The following is a 21,079-nucleotide window of genomic DNA, read 5'->3' as shown; positions in this document are numbered from 1 at the left end:
CGTATAATATACGCTCTTTTATATTGCTTTTAAAAAATACTTAAAGTAGTTCTTAATTTTTAACAAGTTTAACCGTTATAGTACTATTATTAGATGTAACCTTAGCAAGGTAAATACCATCATTCAATCCTGAAGCATCTATAGAAACTTCAGTTGAATTAGGCGTTAAAGTAATTACTTGTTTTCCTAAGATATCAAAAACTTGAACTGTTTTAATATTTTGATTGTTCGTTTTAATATTCCATACTGTATTGGTTGGGTTTGGATAAATATTAACACTACCTAATTCAAAATCATTTACATTTAACACTGTTCCTGCATTTACAGAAAAATACATATTGTCAAAATAAACAGTCTTTGTATTTAAATCTGAAGTACTACCAAGCTTGAATTGAAAGAAATTGTCAGTTGCCCAACCAAGGCCTACAAAATGAGATAAAGGAACACTAACATTTTCCCAAGAACCAAAAACTAAATCTCCGTCTCCACCATTTCCTGTTTCTTTCATTGTATAAGAAAATTCTCCGCCACCACCAGAAGGTCCAGCACCGCCACCAATAAGGATAAATTTAACTTCGTGTCCATTAACTCCAGCAGGCTCATCAACTGCAAAATAGCTAAAGTTAAGGAATCCGTATGCAGAGACATCTGTATAAACATCTGCACCAGTGTTTATTCCACCTCCCCAACCAGCGGTTGAAAAGTCCATTTTCACCACTTTACTAACACCTGCAGTAGGATCTAAATCTGGAGTACCAATATTTGATCCAAAATAGTATGTAGGATTCCAGAAATTAGTGAATCCACCTGTATCAGTAATATCACTTAGTAAAGCTAATACTTCAGCGTCTGGACTAGCCGGTGTTGGTGGTATTCCTGGCAAAGTCGCAACAAAAGACACAGTATATGTTTGCATATCTGTTCCATTAGAAGCAGTTACTACTACAGTAGCATCACCTGGTACTGTTGTAGCTTGCGTAATTACGGCATTAGCACCTGCTTCTGTTGTAGTTGTAGATGTAATATCTAAAGGTGTTGTTGTACCAACAACTAACTCGTACGTATAAGTTGTAGCACCTGAAGCGAAACCAGAAATTGTAGCCCCATCTACTTGTAAATCGCTTAACGTTGCATCTGTATTAGGATCTGTAGGTGGTTTAGAAAAGTATATGTTATCTATGTAAATAGTACCAGCACCATTACCGCCATCATATTTAAATTGAAAAATATCAGTAATCCCTAATCCTTGACTCGTGTAATCTGATAAAGGAATCTCTACACTAGTCCACACGCCTGGGCTAGAAGGTACATTAACAGATCTTTCTCCTGTACTCCGACTTATTAAGAAAACATTAGGTGATTCACCATTAGTCCATATATCTAGGTGAAGGGTTACCATACCAGTTAAATTTTGGTCTGCACCAATATCTGTACCTTGATAATTCCAATTAGAATATTCTAATGCAAGATCGCCAGATCCAACAACATCAAAAGCAGTGTTTGCTGACCCAAAACCTGATTGACCCCAATTAGGGTTAAAACCTGATCCTGCAACATCGGTATAAGCACCGCTAAAAATGGAGATAACATCAGCTTCTAATTCAGTTGGGGTTGCAGCTACAACATCTGGGGATTGCGAATAACCTAGTGTTACTGCAAATAACATAAGCAAAAAAGTAATTTTTTTCATAATCGTAGTTTTTATTTAGTTTTCATTAATTATTCTTAGAACCTAATTGATTAAATTGTGTACTTGATAAATCTAAATAATGTTTATTAGAGATTAAATAATTATACCACGACAAAAAACATACAACTCTCTTTTTGTTGTTCTACCTCGCTATACAATTAAGCAAATGCCTATATAACAAAGAGTTAAGTCAACGCTTTAATCAATCTCATTTACCTGTTAAAGATCGGGTGTTGTGCTAATGTTGTGTTGTTTGAAATTCCTTTTAAGGTTTTGAAGAGTTTCTTAGAATTTAAGTTTTTCATTTTTATCCCAAATACCCCAATATGCTCCAACATCTCCTTCTCCGCCTACTTTCCAAGACTCATCAAAAGATGAAAAGAAGAATATGTCTATATCATCTTCTTTAGACCATTTTTGAGTATTTATAAAATACTTTATAGCATTTTCTTCTGATGGAAAAGCACCTTCTAGATTAGTACCTTGATTAGGCCAACCGGTTTCAGAAATAATTACTTTTTTTCCATTTCCAGCTCTTAATGCTCTTTGATACATGTCTTTCATATAAAGCAAAGAATAATCTAGGTTACAACCTTCCCAAAACGGATAACAATTCGCTAAGATGACATCGCATGCTTCTGTGATATTAGGACGCTCAGTAAATTCATAATATGCATCTACATAACCAACAGGTACATTCTTAACAGAATTCTTAACATTATAAATATGTTCTAACAACTCTTCTTCTGTTAGATCTCCGCGATACATTACTTCATTACCAACAGCTGCAATATCAACATAACCTTGATTTACTAATTCTATTAGTGCGGCAACTTCCTTTGCATTAATTTCTTTATCATCTCCTAACCATGCACCAACAAGCGTTTTTATACCATATTCTTTTGCTATTTTTGGTATAAGTTCATTTCCTTCTGTACAAGAAAATGAACGAATCCATTTCGTATAAGGCTTTATGATTTCTATACGTCTTCTTATTTGCTTTTCAGATAATTTGTCTCCTGGCTCTTGTCCCTCCATGTATGGGCTAAAACAAAGACCATGTGTTCCTTGAGATAATACTCCTTTATATAAACTTCTTAACTCTTCAATATTTTTCTCTGCATAATCAATAGATGCTAATGCCAGAAACTTCTCTTCTCTTTTAGACATAACTTTTATTATTTAATTATAATACTCTAACTATACTTAAGTTCTTCATCCTTGTCCCAAATTCCCCATCGAGCACCGAGTTCTCCTTCTACACGGACTTTCCATGATTCGTCAAAAGACGAGAAATGAAAAATTTCTACTCCTTCTTTTCTGGCCCATTCTTGTGATTGAATAAAGTATTTCATTGCATTTAATTGTGATGGATGAGCATCTTCAGCTGTTTGCCCTTGGCTAGGCCAACCTGTTTCCGAAATTATTATCGGTTTCCCATTTGCTACTTGTTTTGTAACTTCGTACATCTCTCTTAGATGTTGTAAAGAATTCTCAATTCTAAAACCTTCCCAAAATGGATAGCAATTCGCCAAAATAACGTCCGTTGCATCAACCAGATTTGGTCTCGTATAATATTCGTAGTATGTATCTACATAACCAACAGAAATATCTAAGCCAGATAGGGCCTTCTTTACTCTATTTATATATATTATTAATTCTTCTTCAGAGATATCACCACGTAATAATACTTCGTTACCGACAGCTGCAATATCTACCAATCCTGCTTTTGCAAGTTTAATTAATGTATGTATTTCCCTTTCATTTCGATCTTTATCATTACTAATCCAAGCTCCCACAATAGATTTTAGTCCTTTCTGATGAGCAATCTTCGGTATAAGCTCGTTCCCTTCCATACAAGAAAATGAACGAACCCATTTTGTGTAAGGTGCAATAACATTCATTCGACGAAGAATCTGAGATTCAGTTAATATATCGTCGGTATCTTGCCCTTCTACATACGGACTAAAACATAGCCCGTGTAATTTGTTATTTAAGTTCTTATTAAAAAGCTCTTTTACTTGATCAATACTTTTAGAATTTAAATCTATGCCATTAAAATCATCGAGCTTAATATCACAATTTAAAACAGACAATAAGTTCCCTGAACCATATGCAGATGATAGTCCTTTTGTTTTCTTTTTTATTTTTCTATTTGCTAATTCTGCACTTATTTCTAGGGCTCGCTTTTCAGTTATATCATAATCACGCATTATATACATAGCGAATAACGTTCCTAATATTGGAAGACCAGAAAAGAATGCGCGTAAACCAATTATAGCACCTTCTTGCTCCGTTGAAGGAATACCTTCTTGAAAACCAATAACAGTTAGAATGACACCACTAAGAGCACCAGCAATAGCAAAACCAAACTTTACCATCCACCAATAAATAGCTCCAAAAATACCTTCGCGTCGTTTTCCTGTATTTAATTCATCTAAGTCTATAACATCAGAGGTCATTGACATCATTAATGTAAACAAGCTTCCAATACCAAAAGAAAAGAAAGGTAGTGCAAAGATGAACATGTATGGTTTACCAGGAATTAATAAGAACCAAAGCATTACATAACCGATTATAGAAATTCCTTGAGACCATATAAATGCATTTTTCTTTCCTAACTTACGAGACATCCATGTAACAATAGGAATTACTATAAAAGTTGTTGATAATGCTCCTAAACAACCAAATAGCGATGGCCAGTATCCAGCATTTGCAGCTTCTGCATCTCCATTGAATAATTGATATACAATTATAAAAAAAGTAAATGTTGCAACAGTATTGAACGCATTAAAAATCAAAAATGTTGAAATACATAGCTTTCGGAAAGGTTTTATTTTTAAAGCTTCTTTAAACCCTAATTTAATTTCATTAAAACTGTTTTTTATGTTTTTGAGTGATAAATCGGCATAGTCTTCATCTAAAGTAGATTTACTTTTAATAAATATAGCAGGTATGATTGCAATAAACATTAAGGTAACACCAACCCAAATCGCTAATGTTCTTGTAGCTTCCTCTGCTGTTTCAAACCATCCATCATCGCCATTAATATACATAATAACCCAAAACCAAGGTGCAATTACCCAAGCCCATTGCCCTATCCATTGTGCAACAGCCATAATACTTGTGCGTTCGTGAAAATCATCACTCATCTCATAACCCATAGCTACATATGGAACACTAAAAATGGTAAGACCTAAATAAAAGATGAAAGACCAAAACATAAAATAAGCAAAATTGTAATCTACTCCGCTATCTTTGTATAATTGCCACATAATAGCAAAGGATATTCCCATAATAATAGCACCAATAAAAACATATTGTCTTCGTCTGCCCCATTTAGATTTTGTGTTATCTGAGATAAACCCCATTATAGGGTCTGTAAAAGAATCGAATATTCTAGGGAAAAAGTAAATTATACCCCACATCCAGCCAGGAAAACCTAAATTTTGTACTAAAACCACCATAAAAATTCCTAGAGCTGCTGGAAACATTTGATTGGCTAGCATACCAAAACCAAAGGCTATTTTTTGTCCCATTGGTACCTTAGATGACGTAGTGGAATTTGACATAGTTGAGATGATTTAGTTAATAATTAGTAGTTAATAATCCTAATTAGTAGGTAACATAATAGTCTGTATCGCTTGCGCTCTAATCATAATATCTACATATTTTTTATTTAAGTTTAAAGTAAAATTCTTATCTGTGCTACCTTCATTAAAAATGACTACAGCAATTGAATTGTCTGGGTTTTTTGCTGCGGCTACCATTAATTCTTTGTCAGTATTATTTACACCAATGACTTTTGCATCTGGTCTTATATACTTGCTAAAATGAGCCATGATATAGTATAAAGGTGTAAAGTATATTTCATCGGCTTCAGGATCTACAATTACTGGTGCTACACACCAATTTTTAAACCAATTTGGTCCGCCTTGTCTATTGAGAACCATATTCCAATCTACCCAACCATCTACCCAGTTGTTTAGGCATCCTATTATGTCTCTTGCATACCTATTTACTGGTGAATACTTAGGATGTAAATGTTTATCTTCTACTGATGCCCAATCCCAACCCCAATCAGTTGCTTCTTTAGACCAATACCACCTATCGTCTTGCCATTTTGGGACTTCAGAATCTACACACCCTTCGGTTTCTATTAAATATTTATTTGGTGCTTTATTGTGAGCATATTGTAAAGCTTCTGGAAAAAAATCATAAGTACTCTCGTACCAATGTATAGCAGTACCATCGTAATATTTTGAAGATTCCTCAGTAGCATACATCACATCTACCCATTCTTTTAATCCAGCTCTATTTTGATCGTATCCTAGAATTATCTTATTTCCTTTTCCGTCTGCTTCTAACTTTGGACCTAAGTGGTTTTGTACAAAATCGGTCATTTCTTCTGGTGAAAAGTGCATACTTTCCCAGTTGTTTCCATTGCCATGTGGTTCGTTTTCAACAGTGAAACCCCAAATAGGGATACCTTCAGCTTTGTATGCGTCTACATATTTCGAAAAGAACAATGCCCAAGTATCATAGTATTTTGGTAGTAATTTTCCGCCAACCCACTTTTTATTATCTTTCATCCAAGGTGCTGCAGTCCATGGAGATGCGAAAATTTTAAAACCATCTTCTGACACTTCCATGGCATCTTTTATCATCGGAATTAAATCGTCCTTATCCTCTTTTATAGTAAAATGTTCTAACATCATATCGTCTTCAACAGGCGAATATGAGTATTGTGTCAATGAAAAATCACAAGAATTCATGTGTGTTCTTGTCAATGAGTAATTAGCCCCTTCTTTTGAGAAATAGGCTTTTATAATAGTGTCTCTATTTTTCTTACTTAATTTATTCAATAAGTAAGCCGAAGATTCTGTAAACGCACCACCAAAACCTGTAATAGATTGAAACTCTTGTTCTGGTATAATTTTTATATCTGAAGAAGAATCTGCTGAAGCGAACTCTGAGATTCTCGTTAATTTGTTACCACTAGCGGAAGTTTCGTAAACTTCAACATTTAATAATTTTTGTTTTTTATTACAACTCATAGCAATAATTAATAAGAAACAATAGATGCCATATTTTAGTGATTTCATATCATTATCAATTTGCCATGGTTTCATACTCAGAAGGCGGAACTAAAACACTTTCCATTAATGTTTTTTTACTACCATCATAAGTTTTTGTTATCACATTTCCATTTCTGGTTAATCCTTCAAAAATGCCTTGATCTACCATGTCCCAAAGAGCGTATTTTGCCTTACCATCTACTGTAAATAATCCAAAATGCTTTTCAGAATCTCCTGAATTATCACCACCTTTCCAAGGTTCGTCAAATCCTTCGAAGTAAAAACACGATATTCCTGCTTCGTTTGTCCAGTCTATCATATATTTATAGTAAAGTGCTTCTTTGTACTCATCGCTAGCTTTTGAACCATTAGTACCAAAATGATCTGAAGAAAAACTTGCCCATCCAGTTTCTCCAATATGAATTGGTTTATTGACACCAAGACTTTCCATATATTTTTTTACGTTTTCATATTGCATCATAGCGTATTTCTTAGCTCTCAACATTGAAATTTCGATTTTTTCCATATCAGTTTTACCTTCCAAACCTTCAGTATTTAACCAAAATTCTGGCCGATAATGGGTGTCGTGCATCGGGTAGGTGTGAACCGATAGAAAATCTACTGCTTGAATTAGTTTGTTTAAATCTTCTACATGGTATTCATCGCCACCGCCTCCCCAAGACGCAAAATTATCTGAACTTGTTACCCATAAATCTTTAGGCAATTTGTTTTCTTTCTTTAGGTTTTGCAAATATTTTACCCATTTTAAAATCACCTTAGGCTGTACAAAATAACTGGTTGCCCATTTAACCATAGCTTCATTGCCTACGGCCAATACCTTAACAATATCAGGGTATTGATTTGCCAGAGCAACTGCTCTATCTATCTCAGCGGCATTATTAGGGCTTTCGATATTGTGGTTCATGGGCTGATCTGTCCATGCATTGAGACAATCAATCCAAGCTCCAAGCATTACATACATTTCATAGTTTGGATCTTCACTTTTAAGTTCTGTGATTGCCTTTAAAATGTTTGATGCATGTGGAAGAGATAACTGAACATTATATGTTCTAATGATTTTAATACCCATTGCAGATAAAATTTTTAAATCATCTTTTAGCTCTACAATTGTTGGCTGAACGTTACGTGTTTTTTCCCTATAACCACCATATGAAATGGCTAAGTAATCTGAATTTCCTAATATATCTTTAGCTGTCACTTTTTTTATTTTTTGTTCAGAAGGTTTTTTATCCTTCATGTTTTCATTGCAAGACATCATAAATACTAATACAATAGATAGTAATATGAGTGTTCTTTTTTTCATCAGTCTTGCTTTTTTTATTTTAAATAATCTTCTGTTATATTTACTCTAATTTCTGTCACTTCACCTAAACGACTAAATACAGACTTACTAGTAGCTTCATCTAAGCTTAAACTTTGGAATGTTTTTATGGTTGAGTCCTTAAATTTTACTTCTATACTATTTTTCTGTGAAATTTTATAAACTACTGGCACTTGGCAATATGTAAAAGATAATTCGCCTTCTGATAATTGAAGTTGGCTCTTCTCATTTTCAATAGTTACATAATTGAAAATTTTTGATTCAGCTAAGAACTCTACTTTACGTAACATACAAGGATAGAAATAGAGTTTACCCTTTGTAACAAAAACACCAAGTTCACCAAATCTACTTAGAATATCTTCTTTTACTTGACCTGTCATACCTGGTTGCTGTGCGCCTTTGCCAGTTGGTGTGTGAGAATATGGATCTGTTGGAAACGCTCCGTATAATTCGGGTGATTTGTGAACACCAATACCTTCATTTATTTCGTAATAATGCTCTAACAATCTACCAACAATGGCATCACTTTCTTTGTTATTAATCGCTTTAAGGCAACACTCTAAAACTGCTAATTGCAACTTAGATACCATGTGCCAATATATAGAACCTAAACCTTCATAACCGTAGAATGTACCTGATCTTCCGGTAAATGCTTTATGATTAAATACATCTTCAAAAACTTGAAGCACTGCTTTTTCTTCTTTATGAACTAAATCTTGGTAAGTAGAATTTTTTAAATTTTTAAGACCTACTTTAAGGTCTCCTGCATTTTTAAAATTTCCATTAAAATGATATTTACCTGTGATATCTTTCTCAATAATTTGAGTATTACCATCTTCGAGCAACTGCTGTAGCAACTTAGAATTAGTTACAGCTTGAGCAGAAATTGTATTTCGCTCCATAAAACCTTTAAGATCCTTAAATGGATATAAGATATAACTGTATTGATCTTCTCTAAAAAGTTTACTTTGCTTTAATGCATCTAAGGCCGTCAAGTTTTCTTTTGAAGACAAATAACCCGAACTTAAAACAGCTACCTGACCTTCTAGCATTTCTGATAAATAAGAAATAGAAAGATTATTATTAGACTCAACAGTCATTAAGTTATAAGCATGGTAAAGATTATCTGAACGCTTATTTGCTTCTATTGAGTGTTCTAAATGTGCTAACGCAGATTTAGTAAATGATTTAACTTCATTAATTCCTAGTTCGTCCTTTTTGCCAGAAAATGAACTATTGTAAATACTGCTTCGATAATCACTTCCGGCTTTACCTAATGCATCTAGAATTTGTTTTCTGTCAGTATCATTAATATCTCTATTTAATAGCGCTTTACTATTATCGAAAGTCGTTTTAACTTCATTAAAAAATTGCAATAACTCTACAGAAACTTCAACTGTATCCGTTGTTGTGTTTTCAAAAACATCATCAAAGAATTTTAGGAAACGTCTTAAATAGTACAATGTCACCATGGATATACCATTTCCAACAAGTGCGTTATTGGCATCATTCCATTCTGGTCGTTGCGTATTCATCCAAATACCACCTTCTGGAACAAAGTTAGATAGCTTTGCTAATACTGTAGCTAGTATTTTTTCTATAAAGTTCGCTCTAACTACGTCTCCATTTGCGTTTTGTAACAAGGCACCATCTGCACCTAATTTTTCTCTTTTTGCTCTAATCTTATGGTCTGATTCTTTGGCAAAATCAATAGTATCTTTTGGGTTTTTTAATAAATTCTCATACTTTTTTATTCTGTATGGCACATTGGCATAAACGAATATATCTTTATTAAAAAAACTTTCTAATTTTCCTGGCTTGTGATTTTCTATAAACTCTAAAAACTTAAGCAAGTAAATTATCTGGTGATCGCCCCAATACCCAATGAAAGACCAAGGATCGTCTGGCTCAATAGTTTCCCAATCAAAACCCCCTTTTGTAACTCTATAGGGATTGTAGCCATCGAATGTTGTGGCATTTAAGAATTTATGAATCATGTTCTCAATAAATTCTGGGTGTGAATGTGCCAAGGCTTCCCAATTCTGGAAAATATCTCGCCAGTTGCCTTCATAATCCAAAATTTTTGAACCATCTATTTCACTTCTTGTGTTGATTGAAAACTTGTTCCATGGGCGACTTGGATCTCCATGCCTACGACTAAACTTAAGCGGCATGTATTCTAAACATAAGCGAACAAAATCTCTGTTGTTAGAAGAATTTGCTACGGCTTTTAATTCACTCAAAGAGAATTTTTCTGATAAGCAATTAATAGCATCAGCATTGCGATTTGAAACTTCATTATTTGCATCTTGTAAATATTTTTTGAAGTCCCATTTCTCAATAGTATAACCATCATCGAAAATTCCACCACGCATTATATTAAACAAGGTGTTAGAAAAATGTCTTGTATCTCTATAATTATCTGATGTTAATTGTAAAGCATCTGAAGCTGCGTTTAGCTCTATTAATTTTTCAGTACCTAAAGCAATATTCGCATTAAGCTTATCTAAAAGATTATCCTCTGTATTTATACTATTCGAAAGGGCAACAATAGAAGTATGATTTTGGTTTACATTAGCAACCATAACCCATTCTTTATTCTCGTATGGTGATAAATCTACATCCGCATGAATAAAGTATGCTCCTTTTTCAGCTTTCACATCTGTTTCTTGATGAATACTTCCAAAGTTTCTGAATGTATTAAGCTGCAGAGATGATAATAAATATATAGAGTTATCTAGGCCTAATGACCAAACAACATTAGCTTTTAAGGCCTCACTTGGCTCTGCTTTATCTACTATAATGGCGCTTAAGGCAAAAATACCGACACCAGATTCTTCAATAAGTTCTGTGCGTTTATAGGCATCTACAAGATTGCTACTGGCATTTTGCAAATCTGCTCCTACACCATAAGGTAATATATTCTGCACACCATCTAAAACTGACACATTTACTGGTGTACCTGCATTATTAATGAGTTTCGATTTTTTTACAAAACCAAAGCGATTACTTGAACACCATTCGTATCTGTAAGTTAATTTTAAATCTAGATTTTCTTCTTCAAAAATTACAGAATTACCATAAACACCTTTGTATAAATTTCGTCTTGTGTTGTATTTGCTTCCAAATCGAATTGAAAATGGCTCCCAAATATGAAATTCATCATTTTTTTTAATTTGAAAGATAGACTTTGCTCCTGTTATTTCAGAGGATTCAGTAATTTTATCCTCTGAATAATATGGGAACAATGAGAATTCAGAATTTTTACGTCCTGCTGTTAATCCACCATTACTAGATATAAACATCCAATGATTAGAATCACTTACAATGCTCATAAAAAATGGTCGCATTTCATCGCTATTTGAAATCCTAAAATAGGCCTTGTTATCTATTGTAACAGGTTCTAATTTTACAGCATTATCTTTAATAGTATTATTTCTCAATGTACTAGTATAGTTACTTGTTAGCAATTTGATTTGAAATTGTAATTTGGTTTTTACCGGCTAAAAAGGTTAAGGTTTAAGACACTTTGCCTTATATTTATTTCTAAATCTTAGTCCGCAGCATATACTCTCACGTAGTCTACTAACATCTCTTGCGGAAATACGGTAGATGAGTTGGGTGAGCCACCAAAATTACCACCAACGGCCATATTTATTATGATAAAAAACGGCTTGTCAAAAACCCATTCACCTGGAACATCCGATGGGGTGATTTGATTAAATAATACATCGTCTACATAAAAATTTACATATCCTGAGCCCCATTCTATACCAAATATGTGAAATCCAGTATCAAAACGGTCATTTTCTAAATCATATGTTTTATAAACGGCTTCACCTCCATTATATTCCGGTCCATGAAGACCTGCATAAATTGTAGTTGGTTCTTGTCCTCTAAATTCTACAACATCAATTTCTCCTGCTTGAGGCCATGGATTGTCATCAATGTCAGCACCTAACATCCAAAATGCAGGCCAAATCCCTTGTCCCCAAGGCATTTGTATTCTAGCTTCCCATCGACCATATTGTTGTTCAAATTTACCTTTGGTCAAAATTCTCGAAGACGTATAGCCCGAACCTTCAAAAGATTCTTGACGCGCTGTTATTTTTAGCATACCATCTTCAACCACAATATTCTCTTCTCTATCTGTGTAGTATTGCAGATCATTATTACCCCAACCATTATCACCTGTGCCAATATTATAATCCCAAATTGTTGGGTCTGGAGCACCTGGAGTATTAAACTCATCTGCCATCGTCAGATTATTAAAATTGGTTACAGTTTGATTTTCGTCTGTTGAACAACTTGTAAAAGTAAAAACTGATACTGCTATAGTTAAACAAGCAATAATTGATAACTTTTTCATTTTTAAATTTTTTAAATTAATTCTCTTATTCATAATCAAACTTTTATTCTAATATTTTTAAATCATCAAAATAGTAAGTGCTTCCATCACCTGTAGTCCCAACAACAAATTCAAAGAATACAATTACCCTAACAAAATCTGCTGTTGTATTAAAGGTGCTAAAGTCCCACTCTAACTCTTCCCATTCGTTTGTAGTTGTTGTATTGGCAACAAGTTCTATACCAACACCAGCACTATTATTTTGATCTTCGAAACGAAGTAATATTGGTATTCCTGCTTTCGGAGACCAAACTTTCATTCTAACCTTTTGCGAAGTTGAAAAATCAACTGAAGCATCTAATTGTATAGCTGTACCAGCAAAAAACTGAGCACCAACTGTTTTTGTTGACCTCATAACCGTTTGAGTAGGATTAATACCACTCTGATCTGAATTTGTTTCTACATCAGAATCTGCTCCCTCAAAACCAATAAAATCATATGTTAAACTAGATTCAAAACCAATTGGTAACTCTACTTGTGTTGCTGCTGAATCATCAACGTTATCCGTTGGGTCAACAACTTCTTTATAATAATAAATATTATCTACTAATATGTTAGAAATTGTTGTATCAGATATAAAGAAAAGCAATCCTAAAGCATCTCTTGCGCTTAAGGTGCCTGTAAACTCACCTAAAGGAATATCAAAACTTCTCCATTCGTTTTGCATTAACTCTGAACTTGTAATCGTTTTAACACCAGAAGTTTCATTACTAGTTTGAACTCCGTTAAGTATTTGTAATCTTATAAAATCCCCTGAATCAATTGCTTCTTGCACATTAATATCTACATGTAAGTGTGTCATTTGAGTGGCATCAATTGGTTGTACCTCTAAGAACGTTCCGATACCAACAAAATTTAGATCTGTATAGTTTATAACTTCACCTCCACCTACATTTACTGGAGGCTCTCCACCTTGAGTCGTTTGTCCGTCACCATTAAAGAAACCATTGTAATAATCCACAGGAACATCAGTGTATGTATCACTAAATAATGAAATTACATTTTCTGGAGCTTCTGTAGGCACTGGAGCTTCTGTAAATCCGCCTAAAGACACTAAACTTAATGATCCTTCTGCATCAATACCATCTAAAGTGGCTGTAATTACAGTTGGAATCAATTCACCTGTATTAGGGTCTGCAATACTTGAGCCAACAACAGTAACAACACCAAGTTCACTTACAGTTGCAACATTAGTATTAGATGATGTAAATCTAAAATAACTAGGTGAAGCTTCTACGGTAATATCCCCATTTGCTGAATTAAATGTTTGGGTTAATCCGCCTATTGGTAAAACAGATTCTATAAATGTTTCTAAAAATTGGTCTTGACCATTTAAGATTTTTGGTCTAGGTTGTGCTATTGTACCTAATTTCTCGAATTTGATCTCATCAAACCAAAGAATATATCCACTACCTGCAGTTTCAAATGAGCTATCAGCATACCAAAACACACCTCTCTCTTCTAATAATATAGATGCATCTGGAATAGGAACTATATATTTGGTCCAATTAGTACCTATATTTAGGTTTCTTACAGAAACTTTATTTGTGTCTTCAAGAAAATCAATACCGAATCCAACCTCGTCTAAAAAAACACCTTGAGATGCTTTTGCCCAAAATGTAAGGGCATCAAAACCTGTTAAATCTCTACCAGCACCATCTACTCTTAAGATCGCACCCGCATAAGTGCCATTAGGATCGTTAATGTTTGGCGTATCAACACGATAAGACGCTGAACTTTCATATCCTTCATTTTCATCAACTGAGAATGCATCTTGTTTGGAATCTGAAAAAGGCAAGTAAAAATTAGTACCCATGCCTACAAAATTATCGATAAAAATATCACCAGTAGTAGCGAATGTTGCTTCAGTAGCATCATCAGAAAGATCTCTTTCGCATCCCATTGTTAAAGTTATAATTAACCCTAACAAGACAGTTCTTTTAAATTTTATGTTTCTTATATCTCTCATTGTTTCCAAGTTTTATTTTCCGATGTTAATATTTACGTATGTTCTAATTTCCCATTCCGAACCATCAGGAAACCCTACTGGACTTAACGTTGGTACTGCCGGAAAGGTGTTTGGTGGAACTGCAGAAGGGCCAAACCTGGGTGAGAATTCATCTAAAGACCTCCAAGTCCCTCTTATGCCTACTGTTGTATTAGGTAAAATAAACCAGTCTGGTTTTCCTAGGGACGTTGAAAGATCTAGCATTAATTGTACAGGGTATGTAAGGTTAAAATCTCTATGGTAATCAAAAGGTCCCCAGTCATTAATTTTAACATGAGTTTCTAATTTCATTTTTTTGTAAATAGCTCTAATATCACCACCAAAGCGCTTAATCAATCTTTCACTATCTCCATTACCTTGACCGTTTCCATAGTAGAAATTACCAATAAGACCTAACTCTGGTGATAGTTTAGAAACCATTCTTGAATGAATTTCCCATAAATCTTCTGCTGGTACAGCATTAGGGAATGCAAAGAACTCACGTGTGGCTAGGAAACCGATATAAGCATCCATTGTTGTTGGAAGTCGACGATATACAAACCCTAAATTCATAGCAAATTTAGCATCTTCTGCTCTGTCGTTATCCCATTCATACATCCATGTCCCAGGAGTTGGATCAAAAGTTAATAACATTTCACCAGCTGTAGTTTCTCGATTAGCACGAACAGCAAATGGGTCATCTATATAATTTCTTAAGCGACCAGGTGCGGCAACACCGTTTGGCATTGCGTCAACCAATGGTTTTTGCCATAAAAAATTTGGTGCTACTTGAAAATCCCCAAAAGAGTAGGTAAACCCTGTTAAGATGTTTGATTGGTTTCCACTTCCTGAGTCTTTTAATCTCCAACCAGTAAATGTTTGAGTAGCATCTGCGCCACCGTTAGCAACCAATCCCATTACTGCCCCTTGAGCATACCAATTAAATTTACCCCCTTTGTATGTGATCTTAGCTTTACCTCCCCAATTATCTTTACTGTTGATTTTATCTGTAAATACCACTCCTCCTTTTACATCTTGAAAAGAGCTACCATTCAATGGGCTACCTCCCCAAATACCACCTAATGTTACACCAAATTTTCCGAATTCCCTCTCTACAGCAATAGTTGCTCTTTCCATTGGCCAAGCAGGAATTATACCACTTCGAACTTGATTCGCATCTAAAATACGCTGACCGTTTTCATCAAACTGTAATTCTGTCTGAAGATCTCTATGATAGACTCCAGAAAGTTGATAGTTTCCAATTTTGCGTTGGTATTTTAGTAATATAGCTGGATTCGCGCCCCACCACAATTGAGGACCAAAAGCAGCTTTTAAACCTTCTAAAGCACCTTTACCATCAATTTCAGTTCCTAAAATTTCACCTCCATAAATATCTAAATTCGGCCCATAATTAGCCTCTGGATATAAACCGAAGAAATCACCTTCGTATTGCCAATGATAATGACCGGTTCTGTAAAAACCTCTTAAATCGAAGTCTTTAGCACTCCACTCAAATTCTGCGTTATAGACATTGACACGGTTAATATCTTCGAGTCTAACATTACCATCATCAGTATTTACTGTGACAGCTCTTGATCTGTTTTCATAAAAAATTTCATCAATTGGGTTTTCTGCAACATTGCCGATAACGTTGAAGTTTACATTTGCTCTCATATTAGGCGCAGGATTACCCTCTATACCGATAAAATATGATTGCATGTGGTCAAAACCTAATTGGTTTGGATAGGTATTTGTATTTGGATCTGCTGTTTCTGGTGTTGTAATAAGACGACCTCCTGTATTGAATGTTGTAAACTTAGCCGTCAACTGGCTTATTCTAATTTTTTGTGTATCACTGCCACCTAATGCTGCTTTATCACCTCTAGCTCTTAAAACATGATCTATCAATTGGATATTTCCAAAATAATCAGCTACGAATGCAGCAGTTACACCATCATCATAAGGATTAAGCTGGTGTGCTTCCTTTAGAGCATAGTAAGCTGCTCTTGGGTATAAATCGTATAGTCCTCTTTCGTTAGTTGATCCTTTTGCACAGATACCAAACCACTCTTCATTCATGTTGTTTGATCCTGGAACTAAATCAATAGAGTATCCTCCGTTTTCCCAAGATGCAGTATTATCATGTAAATCTGCATTTTTTCGATCGTCAAATCCAAACTTCCACCAGCCGTCACTAAATTGAAATGTAAAACCACCTATTGAAATGCCTGTTTTTCCTAAACCAGCTGCATTTTCATAAATTTCTTTCCAGTTACCAACCATATAGTAAGCTTGTGCTTTCTGATCTTCTTTATTGTCTATAGCGTTAAAAGCATCGGCGCCAAACTCAGTAAACATTAATGGTATATCTAGTTTTTCTTTTACCACATCAAACATGTCTGTAAACGAAACCCCTCTATATGTATTTGTACCATATATATCTACGTCTGTACATTCTTCGGCTACAATATCTATAAATAAAACGTCTCCGTTACAAATTGCAACTGGATGCGAAGTATCAACAGATTTCATTGCTTTTGCTGCATCATTCATAAGTCGATACATTGGTCGACCACGTTTTTCGCCAATAAACTTTTTCTTCTCCTCATCGTCTGGAAAATCTTCAGTTTCTGCGCCTTGCCAAAAAAGACCATAATTATTTTCATTACCTAAAAGGTACATTAGTAAACCTGGAGTGTCTTTATATTCTTTTACTAGATTATTAACTTCAGACAATAGAAATTCTTGTGTTTTAGGATCGTCATAAATGGTTACTGGAGTCCACACACCATCTAAAGTCAAACCATACCTACCAAAAGAATGATTAAGCATGGTGTAAATTCCATAGTTCTCATAGATATACTGAATCCACTTTGCTGGTACACCAGTGTACTGTCTAATTACATTAACACCCATGTTTTTTAAAAGCGACATTTCGGTATCTAAACCAGCCTTTATTATATCATCTGATTTTTCCCAAAATCGAGCATTTATAGTATTCGTGCCAATAGGTATATAATCCCAATTCATACCATTAATCATAAAATCTTCACCATTGACTACTAATTTCATTCCGTCATTATTTTTCACAACCGATACTTTGGCAGATTGACTAAATGTTGGAATCACTATGACTAAGAATAATAACCTTAGAAAGCTTTTTCTCATAATACCGTTTTTTAGAATTAATTATTTGTTATGACAACAGAAAAGTATCATTCTGCTAAATTTAACTTTAATCATTGTCAAATTCCCGAAAAAGCACCATACATAAAACATACAATTTAAAAAAACAGCATATTTTTTGCTAAAATCACACTTGTAAGCCTTTGTTTTAATGATTTAACAGTATTAACAAATGATTAACATAAATGGGCAATACCTCCAAAAAGAATAATTTTGTATGGGTTTTGTATGGGTTTTGTATGGGTTTTGTATGGGTAAGAAATGTACTTGTATAGAAATTATAACTCAATTATGTAGTTAGAAAGGCTCTCGTCATGGTTTAATCCCATTTTTTTACGCAAACGATAGCGTTTAACTTCAACACTTTTATGTGAAATATTGAGTAGCGGAGCAATTTCTTTTGAGGACAGATTTAGCCTTAAGTAGGCGCATAATCTTAAATCATTTGGTGTTATAGACTGATGAAGTGTTTTTACTTTCTTCATAAAGTCTTTATCAACATTATTAAAGGCTTCTTCAAACAGTTTCCAATCACTAGTGTTATTTAAGCTTGAGTTTATAAGTTTTATAACACCTTTAAATTCGTCTAAAGATTTACTTTTTGACAACTCATCTTTTATATTATTTAGTAGCTCATTACGTTTTACTAAATTCATTGTAGCCATTCCTAATTCTCTATTCTTATTTTCAATATCTAATTGCAAGTTTTCATTTTTAAACTCCATTAATTGGCGTTGACTCTCCAACTGTTCTAACTCTAACTCTCTCTCTCTTTTATCAATCAACTTTTGTTTTTGTTTTTTGTAATGTCGCTTATTAAAGTAGTGTACTAAAAACGCCATCACGAAGGCAGCGAGCACATATAAAACTATTGCTAAAGGCCTTAGAAACCAGGATTTTTCGATTAAAAAATTATAGGATAACAAATTGCTAGAGATTATCCCTCTGGTCATTGCTCTTGCTTCAAATTTATAATCTCCATGAGGTAAATTTTCAAAAAACACTTCAGAGCCAGAAGACCACTCACTCCAATCATCATAAATACCTATTAATCTATACTGATATTTTGAAGAAGAAAACTTATCATAATTTGTAACACTATATTTAAATTGAATACTATTATTTTTATTCTCTAGTTCAATTGGATTTTGAATATCAACTGGCACCAATTCATTACGCAGCGAACGGTAAGACACTTCATTTAAATATATTTCATTAGATTTTTGTTGTAGTTTATTTAAATTAATAATAAGATAGCCTTCAGTTGTGCCAATTAAATAAGTTTCATCATTTAAGAAAAGTAAATTTTCAAATCCGGGTTTGTTTTTTCGTACTTCGTTAGAAATAGCTATTAAATTAACTTCGGGTTCATTGGATAATTTCCCAGGTTCAATATATACTATCTCATTCTTTGTAAAACCCCAAAGTTTATTACCCTCGATATCATTAATAAGTTTACCCGACAAATAATTCTTACCACTTAATAAAGTACTCAAAAGGCTATCTTTTTTGAATGCTTTGTTGTTTTTATCATAAAAATAAACCCCTTTTTTATAACTATAAATAATCGTGTTATTATAATTTAATATACTCGATTTCACACCTTCATCAATCGCTATTTTTCCATAATTAAGTACATTTTTAAAAGCGCTGTCAATTTTTATCCTGTAAACACCTTTATACTCATGACTAACCAGTATTTCATTAGCATCAGAAAACTCAAGATATCTAGATGATATATCAAAACCTTCTATACTATTTCGGAAACGCCATTTATCATTATTAATTTTTTCTAAAATGGTTAAACCCTTATAGTTGCCCTGAATTAAAAGGTTGGGGTAACCTTCAATCTCCTTAATAATCCATGCACCTTTTTCATTAGAAATTTTCTCTGATTTGTCTTTATCTATTATAAAAGTGCCATTATCGTGCCCACAAAATAGTTTGTCATCTATTATTTTTAAACTCCACACTTGACCTTTAGTCCCAGAAACAAATTGAAATTTAGAACCCGAATTAAGACTCTGGTAAAACAAACCCTGATTTGTACCTAGATATAAACGATTATCCGTTATTACTGATGCATAGACTGTACCTAAGACACCTAGTTTATCTTTATAAACTTTGTAAGGTGAATTTAAATTAAGCACATTTATACCATTATCAAGTCCAAGCCAAATATTCCCATCACTATCCTCCTTTATAGATAAAATTGTATTATTACTTAACCCATCAGACTGATCAATCTTTAGCAATAATTCTCCTTGATTACTTAATTGAATAATACCACTTGATATTGTACCCAGAACAAAACTTCCATCTTTTAGTTTAATGCTACTATAAACACTAATATTAGATAAAGAACTATCTATAGTATTACTCCATTTCTTAATTTTATCATTTAGAAAAACATAAAATCCATGTTCTTTTGTTAAAAGAAGTAACCCTTTTGGATAATCATAAATATTAACGACCTCTTTATTTTGTATATTAACTGACGAAACAATTAAAACTTCATTACCACTCTCAATTTTAAAAATTCCCACCTCTGTTTTTTGAAAATAGATAGATTCATTTACTTTAAACATTTTATTGATTCTTGAATCGGAATTTATAATTCTAAAACTATCATCCAAAGTGTTATATATGTATATCCTTTCGAAGGATTGAAATAATACGTAGCCTTCAATATCTATAATACCCCAAAATTCTTCATCTTCTTTAACTGTAAAATCTTTATTATCTGTTAAGGAAGTATATCTGAGACTACCATATTCATTCTTAGCCCAAAACCCAAAATTCATATAACTTCCAGAATAGATTCTTTCACCCACTACATGTACTGATCTCAAAATATCATCCTTTGGCGAATCATAAAGTTTCCAAGAAGCTCCATTAAACTCTAGGAGACCTTTATTGTTAGCTATATAAATAAAATCATTTTGAGATTGCGATATAGACCAATTCTGATCTTCTGCACCATAATCTTGAGGCGTAAAAATTTGAATTGGAGGAATCTCTTGTGCATTGACAGAAAACGCAATTAATAACAATGAATAACAGAATATTTTCTTAACAAATTTCATTTTTAAATACCTTCTTACAAATGAGAACTATTAATTAAATCAAAATAAAAACATTAACAATCCCTCGGTTGCGTTAAGGCACTAAGTTAAGTAAATTAAAGAACTTTAAGACCAATTGTAGGGTGTGATATTAAAACTGTATAGGTAAAATACACTTTCCCTTATAACAAAATATATAAATTATTAACAAACAAAAGCTTCTGCTCTTCATCGCTAAAAAAGATGGAATTAGACTTCACTGAGTCTCTTCTCAACATCTAGAGAAAAATCAATGCAAAATATTATATTGATTTTATATTTTA

10 protein-coding genes are annotated in these 21,079 nt (G+C 33.4%); all 10 read right to left on the bottom strand.

What is annotated here, in order from left to right; all coding sequences use genetic code 11:
* Window positions 1-52: 52 nt before the first annotated feature.
* Window positions 53-1,690, bottom strand: a complete 1,638-nt coding sequence (locus AAC053_RS04155; protein ID WP_339753140.1) for a T9SS type A sorting domain-containing protein — start codon at window positions 1,688-1,690, stop codon at window positions 53-55.
* A 285-nt stretch (window positions 1,691-1,975) separates the two neighbouring features.
* Window positions 1,976-2,860 (bottom strand): glycosyl hydrolase family 17 protein, encoded by an 885-nt coding sequence (locus AAC053_RS04150; RefSeq protein WP_339753138.1) that lies wholly within the window; start codon window positions 2,858-2,860, stop codon window positions 1,976-1,978.
* A gap of 26 nt (window positions 2,861-2,886) precedes the next feature.
* Window positions 2,887-5,262 carry an MFS transporter gene (locus AAC053_RS04145; protein ID WP_339753136.1) on the bottom strand — a complete coding sequence of 792 codons (2,376 nt, stop codon included), beginning with the start codon at window positions 5,260-5,262 and terminating at the stop codon, window positions 2,887-2,889.
* A 39-nt stretch (window positions 5,263-5,301) separates the two neighbouring features.
* On the bottom strand, window positions 5,302-6,795 hold the full coding sequence (locus AAC053_RS04140; RefSeq protein ID WP_339753134.1) for a glycoside hydrolase family 30 protein: 1,494 nt from the start codon (window positions 6,793-6,795) through the stop codon (window positions 5,302-5,304).
* 7 nt (window positions 6,796-6,802) lie between these two features.
* Entirely contained in the window at window positions 6,803-8,092 is a 1,290-nt protein-coding gene (locus AAC053_RS04135) for a glycosyl hydrolase family 17 protein (protein WP_339753133.1), read from the bottom strand.
* Between the two features lie 14 nt (window positions 8,093-8,106).
* Window positions 8,107-11,553 (bottom strand): hypothetical protein, encoded by a 3,447-nt coding sequence (locus AAC053_RS04130; RefSeq protein ID WP_339753131.1) that lies wholly within the window; start codon window positions 11,551-11,553, stop codon window positions 8,107-8,109.
* 110 nt (window positions 11,554-11,663) lie between these two features.
* Window positions 11,664-12,479, bottom strand: coding sequence for a glycoside hydrolase family 16 protein (locus tag AAC053_RS04125; protein ID WP_339753129.1), 816 nt, complete (start codon window positions 12,477-12,479; stop codon window positions 11,664-11,666).
* 43 nt (window positions 12,480-12,522) lie between these two features.
* Window positions 12,523-14,487, bottom strand: coding sequence for a carbohydrate-binding protein (locus AAC053_RS04120; protein WP_339753128.1), 1,965 nt, complete (start codon window positions 14,485-14,487; stop codon window positions 12,523-12,525).
* Window positions 14,488-14,499: 12 nt separating this feature from the next.
* On the bottom strand, window positions 14,500-17,673 hold the full coding sequence (locus AAC053_RS04115; protein WP_339753127.1) for a glycoside hydrolase family 2 TIM barrel-domain containing protein: 3,174 nt from the start codon (window positions 17,671-17,673) through the stop codon (window positions 14,500-14,502).
* Window positions 17,674-17,969: 296 nt separating this feature from the next.
* Window positions 17,970-20,777 (bottom strand): triple tyrosine motif-containing protein, encoded by a 2,808-nt coding sequence (locus AAC053_RS04110; RefSeq protein WP_339753125.1) that lies wholly within the window; start codon window positions 20,775-20,777, stop codon window positions 17,970-17,972.
* Between the last annotated feature and the right edge of the window lie 302 nt (window positions 20,778-21,079).

It is taken from the genome of uncultured Winogradskyella sp. (assembly GCF_963975125.1).
Classification (GTDB): domain Bacteria; phylum Bacteroidota; class Bacteroidia; order Flavobacteriales; family Flavobacteriaceae; genus Winogradskyella.
The sequence above is the reverse complement of the archived record's forward strand: the minus strand, read 5'-3'. Positions and strand labels throughout refer to the sequence as shown.